This window comes from Nonomuraea sp. B12E4, from assembly GCF_039871825.1.
Classification (GTDB): domain Bacteria; phylum Actinomycetota; class Actinomycetes; order Streptosporangiales; family Streptosporangiaceae; genus Nonomuraea.
Genome location: NZ_JBDPME010000040.1, coordinates 32770 through 52311 on the forward strand (window position 1 = coordinate 32770; position 19542 = coordinate 52311).

Genomic DNA, 19542 nt, shown 5'->3' on the forward strand with positions numbered 1-19542 from the left:
GTGGACGACGTCCTGACCGGGCTCGACCCCGAGCAGCGGGCCGTGGCCGAGTCCGTGCGCGGGCCGGTGTGCGTGCTGGCCGGCGCGGGGACGGGCAAGACCAGGGCGATCACCCACCGCATCGCGTACGCGGTCCGCAGCGGCGTCGTCGACCCGACGAGCGTGCTGGCTGTGACCTTCACCACCCGGGCGGCGGGGGAGCTGCGCCAGCGGCTGCGGGCGCTCGGCGCTCCCGGGGTGCAGGCCCGCACGTTCCACGCGGCGGCGCTGCGCCAGCTCACCTATTTCTGGCCGCGGGTCATCGGCGGGGAGGCGCCGTCGGTCATCGAGTCGAAGCTGCCGGTCCTCGGGGAGGCCAGCCGCCGGCTCCGGAAAAATCACGATCGGTCCGAGTTGCGGGACATCGCGGCCGAGGTGGAATGGGCCAAGGTCACCCAGATCGGCCCGGACGACTACGTGGAGGCGGCCGCGAAATACCACCGCACGCCCCCCGTGGCCCCGGAGGAGGTGGCCCGCCTCTACGACGCGTACGAGCAGCTCCGGCGTGAGCGCCACCTGGTCGACTTCGAGACCATCCTTGAGCTGACCGCGGCCGTGATGACCGAGCACCAGGAGGTGGCGGCGCAGATCCGGCAGCAATACCGCTATTTCGTGGTCGACGAATACCAGGACGTCAACCCGCTGCAGAAGCTCCTGCTCGACACCTGGCTCGGCGGCCGCGACGACATCTGCGTGGTCGGCGATCCCAACCAGACGATCTACTCCTTCACCGGCGCCAGCCCCCGCTACCTGACGAGCTTCGGTGTGGAGCACCCGCAGGCCGCCGTCATCAAGCTCGTCCGCGACTACCGCTCGACCCCCCAGGTGGTCGACCTGGCCAACCTCGTCATCGCCAAGGGCAAGTCCCCGCACCGCCTGGAGCTGGTGGCCCAGCGCCCGGAAGGGCCGAAGCCGGTCTTCACCGACTACGACGACGAGCCCGCCGAGGCCGCCGGGGTGGCCCGCACGATCAGGAAGCTCCTGGACAAGGGCGTCCCGTCCCGCGAGATAGCGATCCTGTTCCGGGTCAACTCCCAGTCGGAGTCCTATGAGGAGGCCCTGTCCAAGGCCGAGATCCCTTACGTGCTGCGCGGCGCCGAGCGCTTCTTCGACCGCCCGGAGGTGCGCCAGGCGGTCGTCCTGCTGCGCGGCGCCGCCCGCTCGTCCGCCGGCGAGCCGCTGGCCTCGGAGGCCCACCACATCCTCGCCGGCCTCGGCCTGACCCCCACCCCACCCGGAGGCGGGGGCAAGGCCAGGGAGAAGTGGGAGTCGCTCAAGGCCCTGGCGGACCTGGCGGAGGACATGGCCGCGGAGGGCGCCGACCTGCCGGCGTACGTGGCCGAGCTCGAACGCCGGGCCACCGAGCAGCACGCCCCGCCGGTGGAGGGCGTCACCCTCGCTTCCCTCCACGCGGCCAAGGGCCTGGAATGGGACGCCGTCTTCCTGGTGGGCCTGACCGACGGCATGCTTCCCATCATCTACGCCGAGACCCCGGACCAGATCGAGGAAGAGCGCCGTCTCCTCTACGTGGGCGTCACCAGGGCGCGGGAGCACCTCTCCCTGTCCTGGGCGCTGGCCCGCGCCCCGGGCGGCCGCAAGTCCCGCCGCCCCTCCCGCTTCCTGGACGGCCTGACCGGCCGGACCTCCGCCCCGCCCCGCCTGGCCCCGGCGGCCCGCGAGCGCCGCCCGGTGGCGGCCCCGGTGAGCTGCCGCGTGTGCGCGAAGACCCTGGTGGCCGCCGCCGAACAGAAGCTCGGCCGCTGCACCACCTGCCCCGCCGACTACGACGAGGCCCTGCTGGAGCGCCTCAGGGCCTGGCGCACGGCGACCGCGAAGGAAGCCAAGATCCCCCCGTATGTCGTCTTCACGGACGTGACCCTGCAGGCGATCGCTGAGCGCGCCCCGGCGACGGAGCAGGAGCTCCTGTCGATCCCCGGCATCGGCCGCATCAAGACCGACCGCTACGGCGAGGCCGTCCTCACCCTCTGCCAGGGCGGCGAGATCTGACGCACGCGCGCACGCGCCGGCACCGCCTCCCCGAACCTCGGGAAGGTCGAACAGCCTCACACCGCCCGGCCACGGCAGCCGCAGAGCACGCGTGCCCAGTCCGGCGGCAAGCAGAACCGCCTGCGAGCAACCGGCACCCACCACGTCGAGCAGGCCGGTCGTCCCCGAGACTCTCGCGCGTCCTCACCATCACCATCCCCAGCGCCGCCTTCGCCACCCTCCGGCGAGCCGAGTGACCCATCTCCGCCTCGTCGCTCAACCCTCGCTCTCGTCGCCAACGATGCTTCTGTGGCGATGTGACCTTTCACCCGCATGGCGGACAGTTGCACCGGCTGGGGAAACGTCGACAACCCGCGACATCGCCCCGATGATCGGCCGCGCCATCGGCGACCCCGGCCAGGCCCGCGGGTCCACCGCACTCCTGGAGGAACTGGCCGACCCACTCCTGTGACCAGCGCCACCCGGGAACCCCGCGGCGCCCGCAACCAACGGCTCTGGCGACAACCCCATTTCGGTGGAGCAACCACCCGTCTTGGTGGGTGTGCGCAAAGCACGTCACACTTGTCCCAGATACCGGACCATACGAGGGGGACAGACACGTGAACGAGGCGCTGAAGGAGTTGCTGGACCTGCTCGACCTGGAGCAGATCGAGCTCGACATCTTCCGTGGCAGGAGCCCGGAAGAGCGCATCCAACGCGTCTTCGGCGGCCAGGTGGCGGCCCAGGCCCTCGTCGCGGCCGGCCGTACGGTGCCCGGCGACCGCAACGTCCACTCCCTGCACGCCTACTTCATCCGCCCGGGCGACCCCTCCGTCCCGATCGTCTACAACGTGGAGCGCCTGCGTGACGGCCGCTCGTTCACCACCCGCCGCATCGTCGCGGTCCAGCACGGCAAGGCGATCTTCACGATGTCCGCGTCGTTCCACGTCGAGGAGGAGGGTGTGGCGCACCAGGCCTCCGTGATGCCCGTCGTGCCGGACCCCGAGACGCTCCCCACGTTCCAGGACAGGATGTACGAGCTCGTCGGTGACAACCCGGACCTGCGGGAGTGGCTGTCACGTCCGCGCCCGGTGGAGGCCCGGTACGCCTCGCCCCTCACCTGGGAGGCGTACCAGAACCCGGAGCTGCGCAGCGCGGAGACGAACGTGTGGTTCCGCTACGACGCCGAACTGCCCGACGACCCGCTGCTGCACGTGGTGCTGGCCGCGTACGCGTCGGACTTCACGCTGGTCGACACGATTCTGCTGGCGCACGGCATGGCCTGGGGCGCCTCGAACATCATGGGCGCCTCCCTGGACCACGCCATGTGGTTCCACCGCCCGTTCAGGGCCGACGACTGGCTGCTGTACGCGCATGAGTCCCCCTGGTCCGGCGGGGCGCGAGGGCTCGCGCGGGGCGAGATGTTCACCGCCTCCGGCGACCTCGTGGTCTCCGTGGTCCAAGAGGCCATGATCCGCGTAACGAAGTAGCCACACCAGCCCCACCCCAACGGCGCCCCCGCAGACCAATCAGCAACCCCAACCCCGCACCCGCAGGCCCCGCCTTCGTAGACTCCGCATCGAGACGCCGAAGGCAGGCCCAACGCTCGGCCCGATGCCCCAGACCCATGCCGCCCCACCCGGCCCGAATCCGGTCCACCGAAGGCTCGGATCCGGCCCTCAGATCGATTTGAAGAACCCTGCCTGCTATAACAAAGTCGCAGGTAGAAAATGTGTTGCCCCTTCCAGAGTTCCCGGTTAGGGTCATGGTCAAGCAAGTCGGACACTCCTGTTCCGACGGTCCAAAGAGTGGAGGTGAGTCCCGGTGATCAGCATCAAGATGACGGCCGCCCAGTGGCTCGCTTCCGCATGCCGTGACTCGGTGAGGCTCGTCGATGGCCCGGCCAAGCCGCGGCAGGAGAAGTCTGCCCGCAGCCAGGCCGCCGCCTATGCACGAGCCCACTTCGGCCCGCAAGGCGCTCCTGTCTTCGGAGGACGTATCGAACTGCCGGCCAACCAGCTCACCAAGGGTGGACTGTGCGGTCCGCAACCCTGGAGGGATGCACCGGTCATAACCTGACCGGCAACAGCCCCCAGGCCGCGGATCCGCAGACAGGATCCGCGGCCTCTTTGTTTGTCCGTGATCCCCGACCACCTCCGAGGTGTCCGACCAAGATCAAAAGATCGATCAAAAGGAGAAAACAGATGGGGGCGAAGACGATCATGGACCTGATCGACGAAGCCAAGATCCCCTGTCGTACCGACCCTGACCTGTGGTTCGCCGAGTCGCCGGAGGACGTCGAGTTCGCCAAGGCACTCTGCGGCGGCTGCCCGATCCAGGAGGCCTGCCTGGCCCGCGCGCTTGAGCGCGAGGAGCCGTGGGGCGTCTGGGGCGGCGAACTGATCCTCAGGGGAACCATCGTTCCCCGCAAGCGTCCGCGCGGGCGTCCCCGCAAGCACCCGGTCGCTGCCTGATCATCCGCACCTACGAGCAAGAAAGCGAAGGCCAATGAGCAACCACCCGACGAGGAGCCTCACGATGCCTACTCTCATCCATGACCTGGTTAATGACCGAATACAAACCCTCCATCGAGAGGCGGAGGAGCAACGCCTCCTCCTGCGCGTCTCACGCGTGGCAAGGGCGCGGCGCCAGGTCAGGCGGGCAACCGATCGCCTCCACCGGGCCCTGATCCACCAGATCTAACCCGGATCCCCGCCACCACCGCAAAAACAACGCAGAGCCGGGCGCACCCAAGCGCCCGGCTCTCCCTTTCCCCCAACACGAACGCCTCCTGCACGCCTGCCCCCTTCCCCCGGCAGAACGAGATCCGCTCAGCCAACGCTTGGTCCTGAGTCGCTCCGCCCGGCGGTGCTGGGCCCTACGTCGCTCCGCTCGGCCACCTGCTCAGCCAGTAGCGCAGCAGCCAGTAGCGCAGCAGTCAGTAGCGGCGGGCCTGCTCAGGCAGCAGCGCGGCATGCATTGGCGGGCCTGCTCAAGCGGCAGCGCGGCACGCAGTGGCGGGCCTGCTCAGGCGGCGGTAGGCCCAACACCCCGCCGAGCCGCCGAAACACCCGCTTCCTGCTCGGCCCCCCAGACCCGCGTCGCCATCCAGAGGACCCCCGCTGCCGCCAGGACCAGCCCGATCAGGTACACCGGCACCGGCACCACGTTCCGCAACGACCCGGGAACCATCCCCACGGCGTAGAGCACGACACCCGCCACGGGCATGACCTTGCTCCGAACCGCAGCGGCGCTGAACGTCAGCACCCCCACCAGCAGAACGACCGACGTGACCAGGAACGCCCGCCCGGTCTCCCCGGCAAGCAGCCCGCTGACGGTGCCCCCACCCAGGTAGGGAAAGACGAAGTGCAGGATGTACTCGATCGCGAAGGCCCCGGCCAGCCCGGCCGAGTTGAGCACGTACCCGATGAGTCCGAGGCTGCCTGCCGTGCCCCGGATGAGCAGGTAGATACCGGTGATCGCGAGCAACCCCGTCAGCGCCCCCAACGGCGCGATGGCGTGCGTGAGGGCGTTCTCCGGCAGAAAGCCGGCGCGACGGGCGGAGTTGACCACGAGCAACGCGGCACAGACGAACCCGGCCGCCGCCGTGACCCGAAAGACGCGCATGTCATGAGCCCCTTCTCTCGACGATTGAGAGTGAGATAACGCTCGTTATGATGCGCGTTATCACCCGATAAAGTGAGGCCGTGCCGAGAGACGTAAGCATCCCGAAAGAACTCGGCGCGCTGCGCCACAACCTCCTCGACGCGGCCCTTCAGGTTCTCCGCGAACAGGGCGCACTCCACCTGACCCTCCGCCGGGTCGCCGACACGGCCGGCACCTCCACCATGGGCATCTACACCTGTTTCGGCAGCCGAGTCGGCCTCCTGGAGGCCGTCTACGAGCACGGCGTCCACATCCTCCATGACTCGATGACCAAGTCACTGGCCGCCCACCCGGACCCTCTCGCCCAGATCATGGCGGTGGCCCACGGCTACCGAGCGTTCGCCCTCTCCGACCCCGCTCTCTACGCCCTGATGTTCGAACGCCCTCTACCCGACTTCGACCCTTCCCCCCAACTCCGCAACGCCGCCCTCGGCCTGACCTTCGACCTTCTCACCCAGGCCGCCGCAGCAGCCGCACAGGCCAACCTGATCCACTCAACCGACCCACCACGCGCCGCCTACCTGATCTGGACCACGATCCACGGCCTGGTCAGCGTCGAACTCACCTGCTCCCTCCGCACCCCCCTCCCCGGCTGGTTCCTGAACTCCCCCGAAGAAGGCGAACGCGTCCTAACTGACGGCGTCCACGCCCTCCTCTCCGGCCTCACCTCAGCGCCCACTGATCGTGGGTGGCTTTGGTGATGTTCCGGCCCAGCGGGACGACGACGCGGCGGTGAGGCCCTGCTTGCGGGCCGCCCACGTGTCGTTGTCGTGGTCGCCTGCGTCCCGGCACCGGGCCGCAAGGTCGCCGGAGGCCAGAGAGCCCAGGTGCTCGCCGACCAGGCGCAACACCTTCTCATCTCCGTCGGTGAGGTGCTTGAGGCGGTCGCGTATCGCCACGCCGGGCGGGCCGAGGGCAACGAACGGGTCGTCGATGGTGCGGAGTTGCTCTTTCTTCGGCTCACTCACCGGCTGCCGCCTCAAGGGCCTTCTCGGCGCGGTGCTTCGCCGAGCGGCGGCCGTACAGGCGGGCGCAGAACGAGGTCAGGACCTCCACCATGTCGCGCACGAGGTCGTCATCGACTTCGCCGTCATCGAGGACGACCAGGCGGCGGCCGGTCGCGGACAGGGCCGCTTGGACGAGTTCGACGTTGATCCGGCCGAGGCGGTCCTTGTGCTCCACCACCACGGTGGTCACCGTCGGGTCGGCCAGCAGCCGACGCGCCTGCGTGCGGGCGCCGTTCATCCCGGAGGCGATCTCGGACTCTGTCCGCACGACCTTGTGACCGGCCTTCGCGGCCCACGCCGACAAGCGTGCGGTCTGCCGCTCCAGATCGTCCTTCTGGTCGGGAGAGGAGACGCGGGCATATAGGCCCACGCCTCCGATCACCGAGGGTGAGGTGTTCGCGTCGATGTTCACCAGGATCGTGCGCGGTCCCACTCGTTCCGCAGGGACCGGCAGCGTGCCCTCGCGGAACCAGCGGTACGCAGTACGCGGGGCGATCCCCTGCGCGCGTGCCCATTCCGTCAGGTTCATACGCGCCGTACAGCACTCGTGACATGTAAGAACACTCATGGATACTTATAGACACTTATTCGAGAACAGGTAAGTACCCCATCAAAGCCGGCCCGCAGAACGCCGGCCAGCGATCACCTCGGCTCTGCGACGTTGCCTCCACTCCGCATCGACCCGTCAGCGGCCGACTCGCTCTCCTGCAGCGGCAATCGATTCATCCGGCATCGAGAACGTTCGATAGGTCAGCCGCCCTGGGCGCGAACGTGGCGTCGCCGGACTCGACGGCCGCCGCAGCCCGAGCACTTCCTCGGCCCGAGCCGAGCCCGGCCCGAGCCGAACCTGAGCACGACTCCGGTCTCGAACGAGGTCCCGAGCTCGAACCGAACACAGCGCTGCTCACCGGCCCTCCCCGACGCCCTGTGCGGGGCGGCGGAGGGGATGGAACTTTAAGGAGGGCCGGCGAGCAGCCCTGTGAGATCACTCGGCCGTGCACGCCTGGTCCGTGCCCACGACCCCGCTGGATGGGAACCCACTCGGCACGAACCCCGGCCGCGACGACCCAGCGCGCTCAATCAGCACGAGCTCAATCGGCACGTGCTCACAGGGGGCGGCGCTCAACGAGCAGGGCCTCAATGCACAGGCGCTCAACGAGCAGGGCCCCAATGCACAGGCGCTCAACGGGCAGGCCGCTCAACGAGCGCGCCGATCAGGGGCAGATCGATCAGGGGGCGAGGCAGTGGAAAGCGGGAAGCTCGGTGGGAATTCCCGGTGCCGACGGGTCTATGAGGTGGGGGACCTCACCGACGCTCGCGGTCAGGCACTCGGCGATGACGGCTGGATCGACGACGGCGTGTGCGGCGGGAGCAGCGGCGAGAAGGCCTCCAGCAGCCAGTACGGCGGCGAGGAAGCTCGCGGATCGATGCATGGGGATCCTCTCAGGAGAGTAACGACTTGCACTCGTATAATTACACAGAGTAGTCGCCAGGTAATGCGCGTTCCCAGATTTGCCATCGTCAAGGAGTCCCGCATCGGGCTTCGGCACGCCTACGCCTGGCCTCGACGGTCCCGAATGTCACATTCCGCGAGAAACAGGCCCGAAGGAGTCGGCTGCCGTCAGCTGATGGCCAGAGGTTCGCCGTTGGTGTCGTCGGCGAAACCCGGAACCCAGCGGATCACCTCATCCCGGAAGCGGGCCGTTGTCCCTAACTGGCAGAGCACGCCGATGCCCGCCGCATGCACCCGGTGGATGAGCACGTACGACGCCGGCAGGTTGAGCTGGCGCACCACATTGGTGGGGCGGAGATCTGCGACGCTGGCCACCTGGGCCTGGAGCCACTCCCGGCTGAACGTGAACTCCTCCACCGCCGTCGGCTCCACATAAGGGGCGAGAAAGGCGCGCAGGGCGTCGGGGTCGATCTCGATGTCGTCGCGGATGAAGCCCTCCCTGCGCAGGCCCGTCATGACGGTCTCCATGTCGCCCTCGTTGAAGATGCGCATCAGTTGCCCGAACGCCTTGGGGTAACCGTCGGGCAGGCGGTTGACGGCGCCGAAGTCGAGGACGCCGAGCTTGCCGTCGGGCAACATGCGGAAGTTGCCGGGATGCGGGTCGGCGTGGAGCATCCCGACCCGTGCGGGCGAGGAGAACAGGAACCGTACGAAGAGGAGCCCGGCTCGGTCGCGCTGCTCTTCGGTGCCTTCGGCGATGATGCGTGACAACGGGGTGCCGTCCATCCACTCCGACACCAGCACCATCTCGTTGGCGGCGACCACGTCAGGGACGTGGAAGTCGGGGTCGCCGTCGAACTCGAGGGCGAAAGCATGCTGCGCCTCGGCCTCACGCAGGTAGTCGAGCTCCTCGGCGATCCGCTCGCGCAGCTCGGACAGCACCGCCTTCATGTCCAGACCCGGCAGCAGCGCGCCGAACAGCTTGCCCAGCCGCGCGAGCTGGGCGAAGTCGCCGAGCAGCGCCTTGCCCGCCCCCGGATACTGGATCTTGACGGCCACTTCCCGGCCGTCGTGCCACACGGCCCGGTGCACCTGGCCGATCGAGGCGGCGGCCGTCGGCTGGTCGTCGAACGACAGGAAGTTTTCCCGCCAGTCGTCACCCAGTTGCTCCATGAGCACCTTGTGCACCGTGGAGACAGGCAGCGGGGGAGCGGCGTCCTGCAGTTTGGTGAGCGTGGCGCGGTAGGGTCCGACGATCTCCTGCGGCAGCGCCGCCTCGAAGATCGACAACGCCTGCCCGACCTTCATCGCGCCGCCCTTGAGTTCGCCGAGCACCTTGAAGATCTGCTGTGCGGTGCGCTCCTGGACCTCCTGCGTCACGATCTCGGCGGACTTGCCGCCGATGCGCTTGCCCAGCCCCAGCGCGGCGCGGCCGGCGAAACCGAGCGGAAGGGTGGCCAGCTTCACCGAGCGTGTGACAGCCCGGCGCGGAAGATCGCTCACACTGATACGCGGTACCTCCACGGAGATGCCGCTTCCCCCCCTCGTGGTAGTCCCTGAGCACGTCAGTCGTGGTTAGGTGCACTAACCATTGTTAGCGAATATGGATTGTTTCGCATACAACGACATTGGGGGTGAACGCTCCAGGATCTCCTTTTCCAGCGCCAATCAGGGGTTACGTCCATTGTGCCGTTGGTCACAATCGACTCTTTGCCGTCCAGGTGAGCCAGCGCATGACCGACCGCCTCGGCCGCGACGAGGGCCGACAGGGTCGCGTCGCAGGCGATCTCGCCGGGCGGGTAGCCGCCCAGCCTGGCCGTGACCATCGGCCAGGCGGGATCGTAGTCCCGTCGGGTCAGGTCGAGGCAGTGCAGGCACGCCGTCTTGCCCGGCAGGACCAGCGGACCGACGATCCCATGGCCCTCGAAGGCGGACGCGAGCAGGTGGGGGATCCCCAACACGGTCAACTCGTTGACCAGCACCCCGTCCAGCGGGCCGACGGGCGCGAGGATGACGAGATCGATCGTCTCCGACCTGTCACCCAGATACGACTCACCCGCCGTCACCGTCACCGACGGTCGCCTCATCAACTCCTCCGTCTCGCTCCCGAGACCGGGATCGAACCCAGGGGCAGACGCCGAATCACGGCCGACCTTGGCACGGGAGGTTGAGCCGGGAGCGGTCCTGGGATTGCCGTGACCCCCCGAACGAGCTTTCCGCCCCCGCTCCCGCCCAGCCTTCAAGCCCTGCTCCATGCCCGGCTCCGTGGGATATGACATCGGATCTCCCCGCCGAACTGCACCGGAAGGACCCGCCGGCTGGCCTGCACCGGAAGGATCCGCCTGCCTGGGTGGACCGGGAGCACGTGCGACGGACACCGGCACGGTGGTCCGGGCGCCCGAGCCCGGAGAAGCCGGCCGCACGGTGGTCGTGACGGAAGCGGATCGAGTGGTGGCGGTCGAGGGGACGGCCCGTCCGGTGGAGACGGGTTGTCCGATGGGGTCAGGTCGTGTGCTGGTAGTTGAGGGATCGGGTTGATCAGTGGGGGCGGGTTGTCCGGAAGGGGTTGAAGAAGTCGTTCGTCGGATTAGGGCAGGTTGTCCAGCGGCGGGGGAGAGGTCGGGTCGCGCGTGAGCGGTCGAGAGATCGGGTTGTGCGGGGGTGGTTGAAGAGGCAGATCGTGTGGTGGACGGCGACGAGGGTGTCTGTGCCGTCCGTGTGCTCGGGGATTGTTGGGTGGCTGTGCTGGTGAGTTGCCCTGTTGGGTTGGGGGTGGGAGCGGCGGGTCGGGAAGGTTCGGCGGATTGGAGACATTTAGCGAAATTGCTGGGGTCGGTTGGTTCGCTCGGTTCGCTGGTGGCCGCGCCGTTGTACGCGAGCCTTCTGGCGGCTGCCGCAGTGCCCGCCTCCCTGGTCAGGCCCATCTCTGCCCAGGTCAGCCCGCCAGGTGTGATGTCGCAGGGGCGAACCTGCCCCGGGTCGATGACCCGGATGTTGCCCACCCCGCAGGCCGCGAGCAGGGTCACGACCTGGGCTCCCACCCGTCCTGCCCCATAAACCCGCACCCGCAGCTTCCTGCGGCGGGCCATGAGCGCGATCCCGCCTTCCGGGGCGGTCGAGGTGAGGTCGAGGGCGTCGAGGTCCGGTCTCAGGCGATCCCGTTCGGCCAAGGGAAGATCGCTGAGGGGCGCGTTGCTGGCGGCGGCGTCGTTGAGGGCGCCTTGCGCGGCGAGTTGATCGAGCAGAGCGCGGGCGCGAGTCTCGTCGAGACCCGCGTCGCTCGCTTCCTGCAGGACGCGGTCCAGGTCGCGGGTCCCGTCCAAGCGCTCGATCCACTGGCGCACGGAACGGGTCAGGCCGCTCAACATGACGGCCCTCAGGGGATGCACGCCGTATTGCAGGGTGTGTTCATCGCGGATGATGTGCCGGAGAGCGGGCTTCACACGTGGCCTCATGGCGGGAAGGTTTCCACGTCAGAGCAAGATCCCGAGTGGGTTCCGGTGTCGCTGTGGATAACTCTGCTCTCGTGGCGCGCTGTTGTGGACGAACAACGGGACAAATCGATACGACCGAGCGCCGGCCGAGCCAAGACCCGAGCACGAAAGCCGAGCGGCGAGGCCAAGCCGTGGGGCCCAGGGGTGAGGCAGACCATGGGGCGCAGCAGTGAAGCCAAGCGATTAGGGCGGGCGACAAGCCGAGCCATGGGGTTCCGGCGGTTACGCTCCCCGCATGAGCGATCTCCTGGTTGACCGCGAAGACGACGGGGTCGTACTCGTCACCCTCAACCGCCCTGACCTGCGCAACGCCATGACCGACGCCATGACCGCACAATGGCGGCAGGCCATGTCCGACCTGGCCGCCGACCGCGACGCCCGCTGTGTGGTCGTCACCGGGGCGGGCACCGCGTTCTCCTCAGGCGGTGACCTGACGTGGATCGGTGAGCGCGGCGCGGAGGCGGTGCCTCAACTGCGTGACCGCATGCTGGCCTTTTACCGAACCTGGCTGGCGATCACCGAGCTCGAGATCCCGACGATCGCCGCCGTCAACGGCCCGGCCGTGGGCGCGGGTCTGTGCCTGGCGCTGGCCTGCGACCTCGTGTACGCCGCCGACGACGCCAAGCTGCTGGCCCCGTTCACGTCGCTGGGCCTGCACCCGGGCATGGCGGCGACCTACCTGCTGCCCAGGAGGGCGGGGGCGGGCCTCGCCCGGGAGATGCTCCTGACGGGCCGAGCCATCACGGGAACGGAAGCCGCAGTTAAAGGTCTGGTAAATCAATCTTTCCCGAAAAATGATCTCATGTCGGAAGTACGGGACATCGCTGGGAGGGTCGCCCACAACGCCCCCATTGCCACAAGGCTCACCAAAGTAGCTCTGAACCAGGATCATCAGGACCTGGAAGCCGCCCTGAGATGGGAATCCTTGGCCCAGCCCGTGACCATGGCGTCATCTGACATGATGGAGGGGCTGGCTGCCCATCGGGAAAGGCCCATGCCCAAATTCACCGGGTCTTAATCATCTGACCAGCAGAAACAACGTCCACCCTCTGTGGAATTTCGTCAGTCTCGGCTAACGTGCATATGTGCCCCCCGAGACAGTCGAGGTTCGTCGCAGTTCTCGTCGCCGGCGTACGGTCTCCGCCTACCGCGACGGCGACAAAACGATCGTGCTCCTGCCCGCCTGGCTAAGTGGTGAAGACGCGGATGAATGGGTGAGCCGGATGCTGGATCGGCTGGCAGCCAAGGAACGCCGGCGACGCCCAACCGACGAGGCCCTGCTGGAGCGGGCCAGGGAGCTCTCGGCGAGATATCTCGACGGTGAGCCGGAGCCCGTGAGCGTCCGCTGGGTCGACAACCAGCAGCACCGCTGGGGCTCGTGCACTCCGGAGAACGGCACGATCAGGATCTCCACCCGGCTCAAGGGCCTGCCCGAATGGGTCATCAACTATGTGATCATCCACGAGCTCGTGCACCTGCTGGTGCCCAGTCACGGGGCCAAGTTCTGGGCGCTGGTAGAACAGTATCCCAAGGCGGAGCGGGCTCGGGGGTTTCTCGAAGGCTTCTCCGCGGCGGCCCACACGGCACCGGAGGAGTGTTGACGCGCATCGCCGCGGTTCTGGTACGACAGCACATGGCGCAGGCCGCACCCCCGGGCGTGGACCCCGGAGAGTTCCTTGAGGCGGTGGCAGAAGACACGTACGAGGTGGTCGCCGGCCTCGAACTCGTCACCCCGGTCCTGATCACCAGCGTCCCCGGCCTGGACGACATCGTCTGGCCCGGCACCGAGGTCATCACGATCGAGGACGACGAACCCCTGAAGGTCACCCTGGCCCGCCTGAAGGCTGACCAGGCCGCCGTCATCGCCGCCGACGCCCCCGACCTGCCCGGCCTGCTGGTGGGCAAGCTGTTCAGGGAGCTGGGCAGGGCCGAGATCACCATCTGCCCGGCCGAGAACGGCGGCGCCGTGGCCATGGCCTGCGCGCTCCCCGCCCCCGCGTGGGCCGACCCCGACCTGGACGACAGGGACGTGGTGGCCACGCTGCGCGCTCAGGCCCCGGGCCCCAGAAGGGTGGCCACCACCCCGGGCTGGCACCGCCTGCGCACCCACGTGGACGTCCAGAGCCTGGATCCCGGCCTGGAAGGCTGGGACAACACCAGAGCCCTGCTCACAGCAGGGTGACCTGAGGCGAAACACCGCGGGCACGGCTCAGTGAGCCGCCGCAGGCGCGGCAACGCCCGGCCAAAGGCTCACGGCACGGTGAGTTCGGCCAGCACGGCCCGATGGTCCGTCCCCGGCACGTCACGCACGCTGACCTCCTGCACCCCCACCCGCCGATCCACCAGCACATGATCAATGGTGATGATCGGCGGCACCCGCTTGTTGGCCGGCCACGTCGGTATGAGCCCGGCCCCCACCTGATCGGCCGCGTCCTTGTACCCGCGCGCCAGCAGCCCGCGCATGGACGCGTGATCCAGGGAGGCGTTGAAGTCGCCCGCGATGATCCGTACCCGATCGGGCGAAGCCGAGGGGAACGCCGCCATTGCCTCGTTCCAGTTGGCCGCCCGCGGGCCCAGCGGCGGATAGGGATGCGCGTCGATGAACTCGATCGGATCCCCGCCGGGCAGCTGGATCGTCGCCCCGGGCATGTGGTGCCCGACCGGCGGCATCACGTTCGCGATCTCCTGCAGCGGGTGCCGGGAGTAGAGCCCGCTCCCGGCGGCGCTCCACTCATCCTGCAGTACGCGGTGTGGCATCAGCTCCTTGAGCCCGGCCGCGTCCAGGTCGGCCACGGCCCGCGGGGTCAGCTCCTGGGTGCTCAGCACGTCCGGGTCGAACTCGTGCACGAGCTTCATGATCGTCGCGGTGTCGGCCTTGCCGAACAGCATGTTGATCGTCATGACCCGGAACGGCCTGCCGGTCGCGGCCTCCGCGCCGCCGAGCGCCCTGGGCAGCACGCTGAACCCGAGCGCGGCCGTGGCCAGCAGCGCGACGACGGTGGCCGCGCGCCGCCGCCCGACCGCGGCGATCAGCAGAGGGACCAGTGACCCGGCCGCCGCGTACGGGGTCGCGGTCATGAGCTGCGTCGGCAGCGACCCCCGCTCCAGCCCGGCCACCCGGGCCACCGCCCAGGCCGCGAACGGGGTCACGGCCAGCCACGTCAACGTGGTGGCGGGAAACTTGCGGCGCTTTCGAACGGGTGTCACGATCGTCCCACCGACGGCGGTCTCCTCCACGCAACCCCCCCATCGTGGAACGAAGCAAAAGGACTTTAGCCGTACGCGTGTGAGCCCGCAATAAGCGCGGTCCGGCCACGTGAGGCCAGGCGCCGCGTCGCGCCGTCGGAGGGTTCGGGAATGTCGTCGACCGGGAACCAGCGCAGGTCCAGCGACTCGTCGCTGATCACCGCCTCGGCCCCCGGGGGAGCCACGGCCGCGTATTCGACGTCGAGATGCCAGCTCTGCGGCGGATGGCACCACACGGCGTGCTTGTCCACCGCGAGCGGTCCGGGCAACAGCTCAAGGCCCGAAATTCCTGACTCCTCCCATGCCTCCCGCAGAGCAACCTCCGCGAGCGACATGTCGGAAATCTCGCAGTGGCCCCCCATCGGGAGCCACATCTTCGCCTTCGGATGCAGCGTGAGCAGCACCCGCGAGCCGTCGTGTGACAACACCGCCGTCGTCGCCGTCAGATGACCCGGCACGCACTGCCGCAACATCGCGTCCTCGTGCGACCGCAAATGGTGCAGGAACTCCGCCCGCAACGCCTCTTCTTCGGACGTGGGCGCGGTCCAGGCGGACAGAACCGCCACCGCGTCGCGGTGCAGGCTCAACTCTCGTCGCCCTCGTCGGGCTTGGCCTCGAGCTGCGAGATGTCCCAGGCGGCCTCACCACGCACGAAGGCGTCGGGGTCGTCGAGATCGTCGGCCGTCGGCATGAGGTCGGGGTGACCCCACAGCGCGTCGCGCCCGTCGATCCCGCGCGCACCCTCCAGCGACCGCCACAGCGCCGCGGCCTCGCGCAACCGCCTCGGCCGCAACTCCAGCCCCACCAGCGTGCCGAACGTCACCTCGGCCGGCCCGCCCGTGGCCCGGCGCCGGCGTACGGTCTCCGCCAGCGCCACGGCGGAGGGCAGCTTGCCATCGGCGGCCTGGTCGACCACCGTGGCCACCCACCCCTCGACCAGCGCGAGCATCGTCTCCAGGCGTGCCAGGGCGGCCTTCTGCCGCTCGGTCTCCTCGGGTTTGAGCAGGTTGCCCCCGCTCAGCACCTCCTGGATCGCCTCCGGATTGTTGATGTCGAGCCCGCGGATCTGCTCTTCGAGCGCGGAGGTGTCGACCGTGATGCCCTTGGCGTATTCCTCGACCGCCCCCAGCAGGTGCGAGCGCAGCCACGGCACGTGCTGGAACAGCCGGTGGTGCGCGGCCTCCCGCAGCGCCAGGTAGAGCCTGATCTCGTCGGACGGGATCTCCAGACCCTGGCTGAACGAGGCGATGCCGCCGGGCAGCAGCGCGGCCGTGTCGGACAACGGCAGGCCGATGTCGGTGGTGCCGACCACCTCGCGCGCCAGCGAGCCGATGGCCTGGCCGATCTGCTGGCCCACCATCATGCCGCCCATCTGCTTGAGCATGCCCATCAGCGGGCCGGCCATCTGCTGCGCCTCAGGAGGCAGGCCGGAGCCACCGAGGGCGCCGCCCATGGTCTCGACCATGCGCGCCGCGATGGGTTCGCAAAGCTTTCGCCAAACCGGGACCGTGTTCTCGATCCACTCGGACCGGCTCCAGGCCTGCGGACTGGACACGCCGCTGGGCAGCGCTGTCGCCTCGTTGAGCCACAGGTCGGCCAGGCTGAGCGCCTCGACGATCTGGCGGCGCTCGCCTTCCATGACACTCGGGTCACCCTGAGCGACCACGGCGTGCCGGGCGATGTTCTTCGCCATGTCCCAGTTGACAGGGCCCGAACCCTGAGGCGCCGACAGCATGTCGGCGAACTGGCGCATCGCCTGAGCCATCTGCTCAGGGTCGCCGAACATGGCGAACGGGTTTTCGTTAGGGTCGTTTTCGCGACCTGGCAGGTCAGTCACCGCTCTACCTCGTGCAGGATGGAGGAGTCCACATCCGCCACGTTAGTCGTCCTACGGCGGATCAGTGCAAAGTGAGGACCTGGTGCCTACCTCGAAACGCCCGCGCCAACCCGTCGTAGCCGTCACGGGGGCGGCCTCAGGAATCGGCCGCGAGCTGGTCGCAAGGCTCGTGTCCGCCGCGGATTTCCGCAGAGTGGTGGCCATTGACGATCAGCGCGGTGACGTTCGGGAAGCCACGTGGAGAGTCATCGACGTACGAGATCCGCTCTTGGCGAACCGCATCTCCGACATCGACGTCCTGGTCCACCTGGCGGGCGACTACGCGGTCGACTCCGACCCGGGGGAGCGCCGGGCGTACAACCTGCGGGCCGCCCAGACCGTGCTGACGGCCAGCGCCGCGGCCCGCGTACGGCGTGTCGTGCTGGTCACCAGCGCGATGGTGTACGGCGCCGCGCCCGACAACGACGTTCCGCTGCCCGAGGACGCCCCGGTGGCGGCCGAGCCCGACACGGGGGTCGTCGGCGACTTCCTGGAGATCGAGTCCCTCGTACGCAGGTCGCTGCGCAGCCACCCGGGCCTGGAGGTCACCGTGCTGCGCCCGGCCGCGGTCGTCGGCCCCGGTGTCGACACGGTGATCACCCGGCACTTCGAGTCCCCCCGGCTCCTGACGGTCAAGGGCTGCAACCCGCACTGGCAGTTCTGCCACGTCGAGGACCTGGTCTCGGCCCTGGACCTGGCCGCGCGCGGCGTCGTCACCGGCGTGGTGGCGGTCGGCTCCGACGGGTGGATGGAGCAGGAGCAGGTCGAGGAGATGTCGGGTCTGCGCAGGTTCGAGCTGCCCGCGGGGCTGACGTTCGGCACGGCGCAGCGGCTTCACCGGCTCGGCATCACCCCCGCTCCCGCCACCGACCTGCACTACGTCGTCTACCCGTGGGTCGTCGACTGCACGGCGCTGCGTGAGGCCGGCTGGAAGCCCGCGTGGACCAACGAGGCCGCGTTCGAGCAGTTGCTGGAGCTGCGCGAGAACAGGACGACCGTGGTCGGCCGGCGGCTGCCCGTCAAGGAGGCCACGCTCACCGCCGCGGGCGCCACCGTGGCCGTCATCGGCACCGCCGCGATCGTCCGCCAGGTGCGCAAGAAACGCCGCCAGTAAGCCCGCCGCGAAACTCCCAGCAGGACTGCAGCCATGCCCTTGACCAGGCACGACGGCACGCGACAAGGTAGCGAACGGGTTTGATATTGGTAGGCTCTTTGCGTGGACGTCATCCGGTTGCTCGGCATTCGTGACACCCCGCTCTCCGTGGACGAGGTGCTGGCCGCCGTGGGCGACCACGCCGCCGGCGGCACCGTGTTCTTCGTGGGCACCGTGCGCGAGCAGGACCATGGCAAGCAGGTCACCAAGCTCTCCTACTCGGCCCATCCCTCGGCGGAGGCCGAGCTGCGGCAGGTGGCGGAAAAGGTGGCCGCCGACTTTCCCGTGACGGCGCTGGCCGCCGTCCACCGCGTGGGCGACCTGGAGCTGGGTGACGCCGCCGTCATCGTCGCGGTCGCCGCGCCGCACCGGGGCGAGGCCTTCCAGGCCGCGCGCAGGCTGATCGACGACCTCAAGGCGCGGGTGCCGATCTGGAAACACCAGCTTTTCGCCGATGGTGAGACCGAGTGGGTCGGTGCCGGCGAATAAGCTCATCACCATGTCACGACGCGCTCTGACCCTCCTGCTGGCGGGGTTTCTCGTGCTCGCGCTCGGCGTCGTGGGCGCGTTCAGGCCGGTTCCGTACGTCGTGCTGAGCCCGGGGCCGACGGAGAACACGATCGGCGAGGTCGACAAGAAGCCCGTGATCTCGATCAAGGGGCGCCAGACCTTTCCCACCGCCGGCGCGCTGAGCCTGGTCACGGTGGCCTACCAGGGCGGGCCCGCCGCCCAGATCGACCTGCTGACGGCGTTGCGCGGCTGGATCGATCCGACCGTCGCGGTGGTCCCGCAGGAGGCGATCTTCGCGCCCGACCGCGACCCCAAGGAGGTCGAGGAGGAAAACTCGGTCGAGATGACCAACTCCCAGGACTCCGCCACGGCCGCCGCGCTCCAGGAGCTCAAGATCCCGTACAACATGGTCGTGTCGGTGGTGGGCGTGGAGAAGGGCAAGCCGGCCGAGGGCAAGCTGCAGAAGGGCGACGTGATCGCCGCCGTCGACGGCAAGCCGGCGAACAACGTCGACGTCGTGAGCGACGCGGTCAAGGCCCATAAAGTGGGCGAAAACGTGGTCTTCACCATCACCAGGGGAAAGGAGAAGCACGACGTCACGCTGCAGACGGTGACCGGCTCAGAAGGGCAGTCACTCGTCGGCGTGACCATGTCGGCGGCCTACAAGTTCCCGTTCGACGTGGACATCAACGTCGGTGACGTGGGCGGGCCCAGCGCGGGACTCATGTTCTCCCTGGGCATTCTCGACAAGCTCACGCCCGGCGAGCTCACCGGCGGCAAGAAGATCGCCGGCACGGGCACGATCGACCCGGCCGGACAGGTCGGACCGATCGGCGGGATCGCCCAGAAGATGGTCGGTGCCAAGGACGCGGGCGCGACGGTCTTCCTGACACCCGCCGACAACTGCGCCGAGGCCATGAAAGCGGTGCCCGACGGGCTCCGCCTGGTCAAGGCCGACACGCTGCACAACGCCGTGCTGGCGCTCGACGCGCTGCGCACGGGGAAGGGAAGTGTGCCACCGTGCACCGCCGGATGAAACTTCTGGCGCCCGCCGTACGTTAGCCGTAGCGCTGGCACAGCAGTGTAGGTTGCCAGACACGGACCGTTTCTTC

The 19542-nt window shown here is 68.8% G+C and carries 19 protein-coding genes and 1 pseudogene; 11 read left to right on the top strand and 9 right to left on the bottom strand.

The genetic code is table 11. The features are described 5' to 3' along the window. On the top strand, window positions 1–2046 hold the full coding sequence (locus tag ABGB18_RS44890) for an ATP-dependent DNA helicase UvrD2 (protein WP_347701845.1): 2046 nt from the start codon (window positions 1–3) through the stop codon (window positions 2044–2046). A 54-nt stretch (window positions 2047–2100) separates the two neighbouring features. Here ABGB18_RS44890 and ABGB18_RS44895 read toward each other — a convergent pair. Then, window positions 2101–2190 (bottom strand): annotated as a pseudogene (locus tag ABGB18_RS44895) (class I SAM-dependent methyltransferase); the annotation flags it as partial. Window positions 2191–2645: 455 nt separating this feature from the next. Here ABGB18_RS44895 and tesB point away from each other — a divergent pair. The 3 genes from tesB (at window position 2646) to ABGB18_RS44910 (ending at window position 4499) form a co-directional block, all read left to right on the top strand. Continuing rightward, window positions 2646–3515, top strand: a complete 870-nt coding sequence (gene tesB, locus ABGB18_RS44900) for an acyl-CoA thioesterase II (RefSeq protein ID WP_347701825.1) — start codon at window positions 2646–2648, stop codon at window positions 3513–3515. A gap of 334 nt (window positions 3516–3849) precedes the next feature. Beyond that, window positions 3850–4104 (top strand): hypothetical protein, encoded by a 255-nt coding sequence (locus ABGB18_RS44905; protein ID WP_347701826.1) that lies wholly within the window; start codon window positions 3850–3852, stop codon window positions 4102–4104. A gap of 125 nt (window positions 4105–4229) precedes the next feature. Then, window positions 4230–4499 (top strand): WhiB family transcriptional regulator, encoded by a 270-nt coding sequence (locus ABGB18_RS44910; protein ID WP_347701827.1) that lies wholly within the window; start codon window positions 4230–4232, stop codon window positions 4497–4499. Window positions 4500–5052: 553 nt separating this feature from the next. Here the strand turns inward: ABGB18_RS44910 and ABGB18_RS44915 are convergent. Beyond that, window positions 5053–5652 carry a hypothetical protein gene (locus tag ABGB18_RS44915; protein ID WP_347701828.1) on the bottom strand — a complete coding sequence of 200 codons (600 nt, stop codon included), beginning with the start codon at window positions 5650–5652 and terminating at the stop codon, window positions 5053–5055. An 80-nt stretch (window positions 5653–5732) separates the two neighbouring features. Here ABGB18_RS44915 and ABGB18_RS44920 point away from each other — a divergent pair, with 80 nt between their 5' ends. Next, on the top strand, window positions 5733–6392 hold the full coding sequence (locus ABGB18_RS44920; protein ID WP_347701829.1) for a TetR/AcrR family transcriptional regulator: 660 nt from the start codon (window positions 5733–5735) through the stop codon (window positions 6390–6392). Here the strand turns inward: ABGB18_RS44920 and ABGB18_RS44925 are convergent. From ABGB18_RS44925 to ABGB18_RS44940, 4 genes are all read right to left on the bottom strand, one after another. Next, window positions 6360–6659, bottom strand: a complete 300-nt coding sequence (locus ABGB18_RS44925) for a hypothetical protein (RefSeq protein ID WP_347701830.1) — start codon at window positions 6657–6659, stop codon at window positions 6360–6362. The genes ABGB18_RS44920 and ABGB18_RS44925 overlap by 33 nt on opposite strands. Beyond that, the gene (locus ABGB18_RS44930) at window positions 6652–7227 is read right to left on the bottom strand and encodes an IS607 family transposase (protein ID WP_347701831.1); all 576 of its coding nucleotides are present in this window, start codon (window positions 7225–7227) and stop codon (window positions 6652–6654) included. Before ABGB18_RS44930 ends, ABGB18_RS44925 begins: the two co-directional genes overlap by 8 nt. Window positions 7228–8319: 1092 nt before the next feature. Further along, the gene (locus ABGB18_RS44935) at window positions 8320–9654 is read right to left on the bottom strand and encodes an AarF/UbiB family protein (RefSeq protein WP_347701832.1); all 1335 of its coding nucleotides are present in this window, start codon (window positions 9652–9654) and stop codon (window positions 8320–8322) included. 62 nt (window positions 9655–9716) lie between these two features. Then, a complete protein-coding gene (locus ABGB18_RS44940; RefSeq protein ID WP_347701833.1) occupies window positions 9717–10223 on the bottom strand; it encodes a hypothetical protein in 507 nt (168 codons plus the stop codon). A 1657-nt stretch (window positions 10224–11880) separates the two neighbouring features. Between ABGB18_RS44940 and ABGB18_RS44945 the strand changes: the two genes are divergently transcribed. The 3 genes from ABGB18_RS44945 to ABGB18_RS44955 all read left to right on the top strand — a co-directional run bounded on the left by ABGB18_RS44945 (window position 11881) and on the right by ABGB18_RS44955 (window position 13827). After that, a complete protein-coding gene (locus ABGB18_RS44945) occupies window positions 11881–12663 on the top strand; it encodes an enoyl-CoA hydratase/isomerase family protein (protein WP_347701834.1) in 783 nt (260 codons plus the stop codon). A gap of 67 nt (window positions 12664–12730) precedes the next feature. Further along, a complete protein-coding gene (locus ABGB18_RS44950; protein ID WP_176993226.1) occupies window positions 12731–13246 on the top strand; it encodes a M48 family metallopeptidase in 516 nt (171 codons plus the stop codon). Continuing rightward, window positions 13243–13827, top strand: a complete 585-nt coding sequence (locus ABGB18_RS44955) for a hypothetical protein (RefSeq protein WP_347701835.1) — start codon at window positions 13243–13245, stop codon at window positions 13825–13827. Before ABGB18_RS44950 ends, ABGB18_RS44955 begins: the two co-directional genes overlap by 4 nt. A 68-nt stretch (window positions 13828–13895) precedes the next feature. Here ABGB18_RS44955 and ABGB18_RS44960 read toward each other — a convergent pair whose 3' ends face one another. The 3 genes from ABGB18_RS44960 to ABGB18_RS44970 all read right to left on the bottom strand — a co-directional run bounded on the left by ABGB18_RS44960 (window position 13896) and on the right by ABGB18_RS44970 (window position 16677). Further along, complete coding sequence (locus ABGB18_RS44960) at window positions 13896–14852, bottom strand: endonuclease/exonuclease/phosphatase family protein (protein WP_347701836.1); 957 nt, start codon at window positions 14850–14852, stop codon at window positions 13896–13898. 65 nt (window positions 14853–14917) lie between these two features. Continuing rightward, window positions 14918–15478 carry an NUDIX domain-containing protein gene (locus ABGB18_RS44965; protein WP_347701837.1) on the bottom strand — a complete coding sequence of 187 codons (561 nt, stop codon included), beginning with the start codon at window positions 15476–15478 and terminating at the stop codon, window positions 14918–14920. Beyond that, window positions 15475–16677 carry a zinc-dependent metalloprotease gene (locus ABGB18_RS44970; RefSeq protein ID WP_347701838.1) on the bottom strand — a complete coding sequence of 401 codons (1203 nt, stop codon included), beginning with the start codon at window positions 16675–16677 and terminating at the stop codon, window positions 15475–15477. The genes ABGB18_RS44965 and ABGB18_RS44970 overlap by 4 nt, the downstream gene beginning before the upstream one ends. Window positions 16678–16807: 130 nt before the next feature. Here ABGB18_RS44970 and ABGB18_RS44975 point away from each other — a divergent pair, with 130 nt between their 5' ends. The 3 genes from ABGB18_RS44975 to ABGB18_RS44985 all read left to right on the top strand — a co-directional run bounded on the left by ABGB18_RS44975 (window position 16808) and on the right by ABGB18_RS44985 (window position 19466). Next, entirely contained in the window at window positions 16808–17881 is a 1074-nt protein-coding gene (locus ABGB18_RS44975; protein WP_347701846.1) for an NAD-dependent epimerase/dehydratase family protein, read from the top strand. Between the two features lie 102 nt (window positions 17882–17983). Further along, on the top strand, window positions 17984–18409 hold the full coding sequence (locus ABGB18_RS44980) for a molybdenum cofactor biosynthesis protein MoaE (protein ID WP_347701839.1): 426 nt from the start codon (window positions 17984–17986) through the stop codon (window positions 18407–18409). Window positions 18410–18419: 10 nt separating this feature from the next. Further along, window positions 18420–19466 (top strand): PDZ domain-containing protein, encoded by a 1047-nt coding sequence (locus ABGB18_RS44985; protein ID WP_347701840.1) that lies wholly within the window; start codon window positions 18420–18422, stop codon window positions 19464–19466. The last annotated feature ends 76 nt before the right edge of the window (window positions 19467–19542 follow it).

Bases quoted from the DNA above. Each gene is read 5' to 3' on its own strand.
- ABGB18_RS44910 (WP_347701827.1), top strand. From the start codon at position 4,230: ATGGGGGCGAAGACGATCATGGACCTGATCGACGAAGCCAAGATCCCC.
- ABGB18_RS44915 (WP_347701828.1), bottom strand. From the start codon at position 5,652: ATGCGCGTCTTTCGGGTCACGGCGGCGGCCGGGTTCGTCTGTGCCGCG.
- ABGB18_RS44930 (WP_347701831.1), bottom strand. From the start codon at position 7,227: ATGAACCTGACGGAATGGGCACGCGCGCAGGGGATCGCCCCGCGTACT.
- ABGB18_RS44945 (WP_347701834.1), top strand. From the start codon at position 11,881: ATGAGCGATCTCCTGGTTGACCGCGAAGACGACGGGGTCGTACTCGTC.
- ABGB18_RS44970 (WP_347701838.1), bottom strand. From the start codon at position 16,677: ATGTTCGGCGACCCTGAGCAGATGGCTCAGGCGATGCGCCAGTTCGCC.
- ABGB18_RS44985 (WP_347701840.1), top strand. From the start codon at position 18,420: ATGTCACGACGCGCTCTGACCCTCCTGCTGGCGGGGTTTCTCGTGCTC.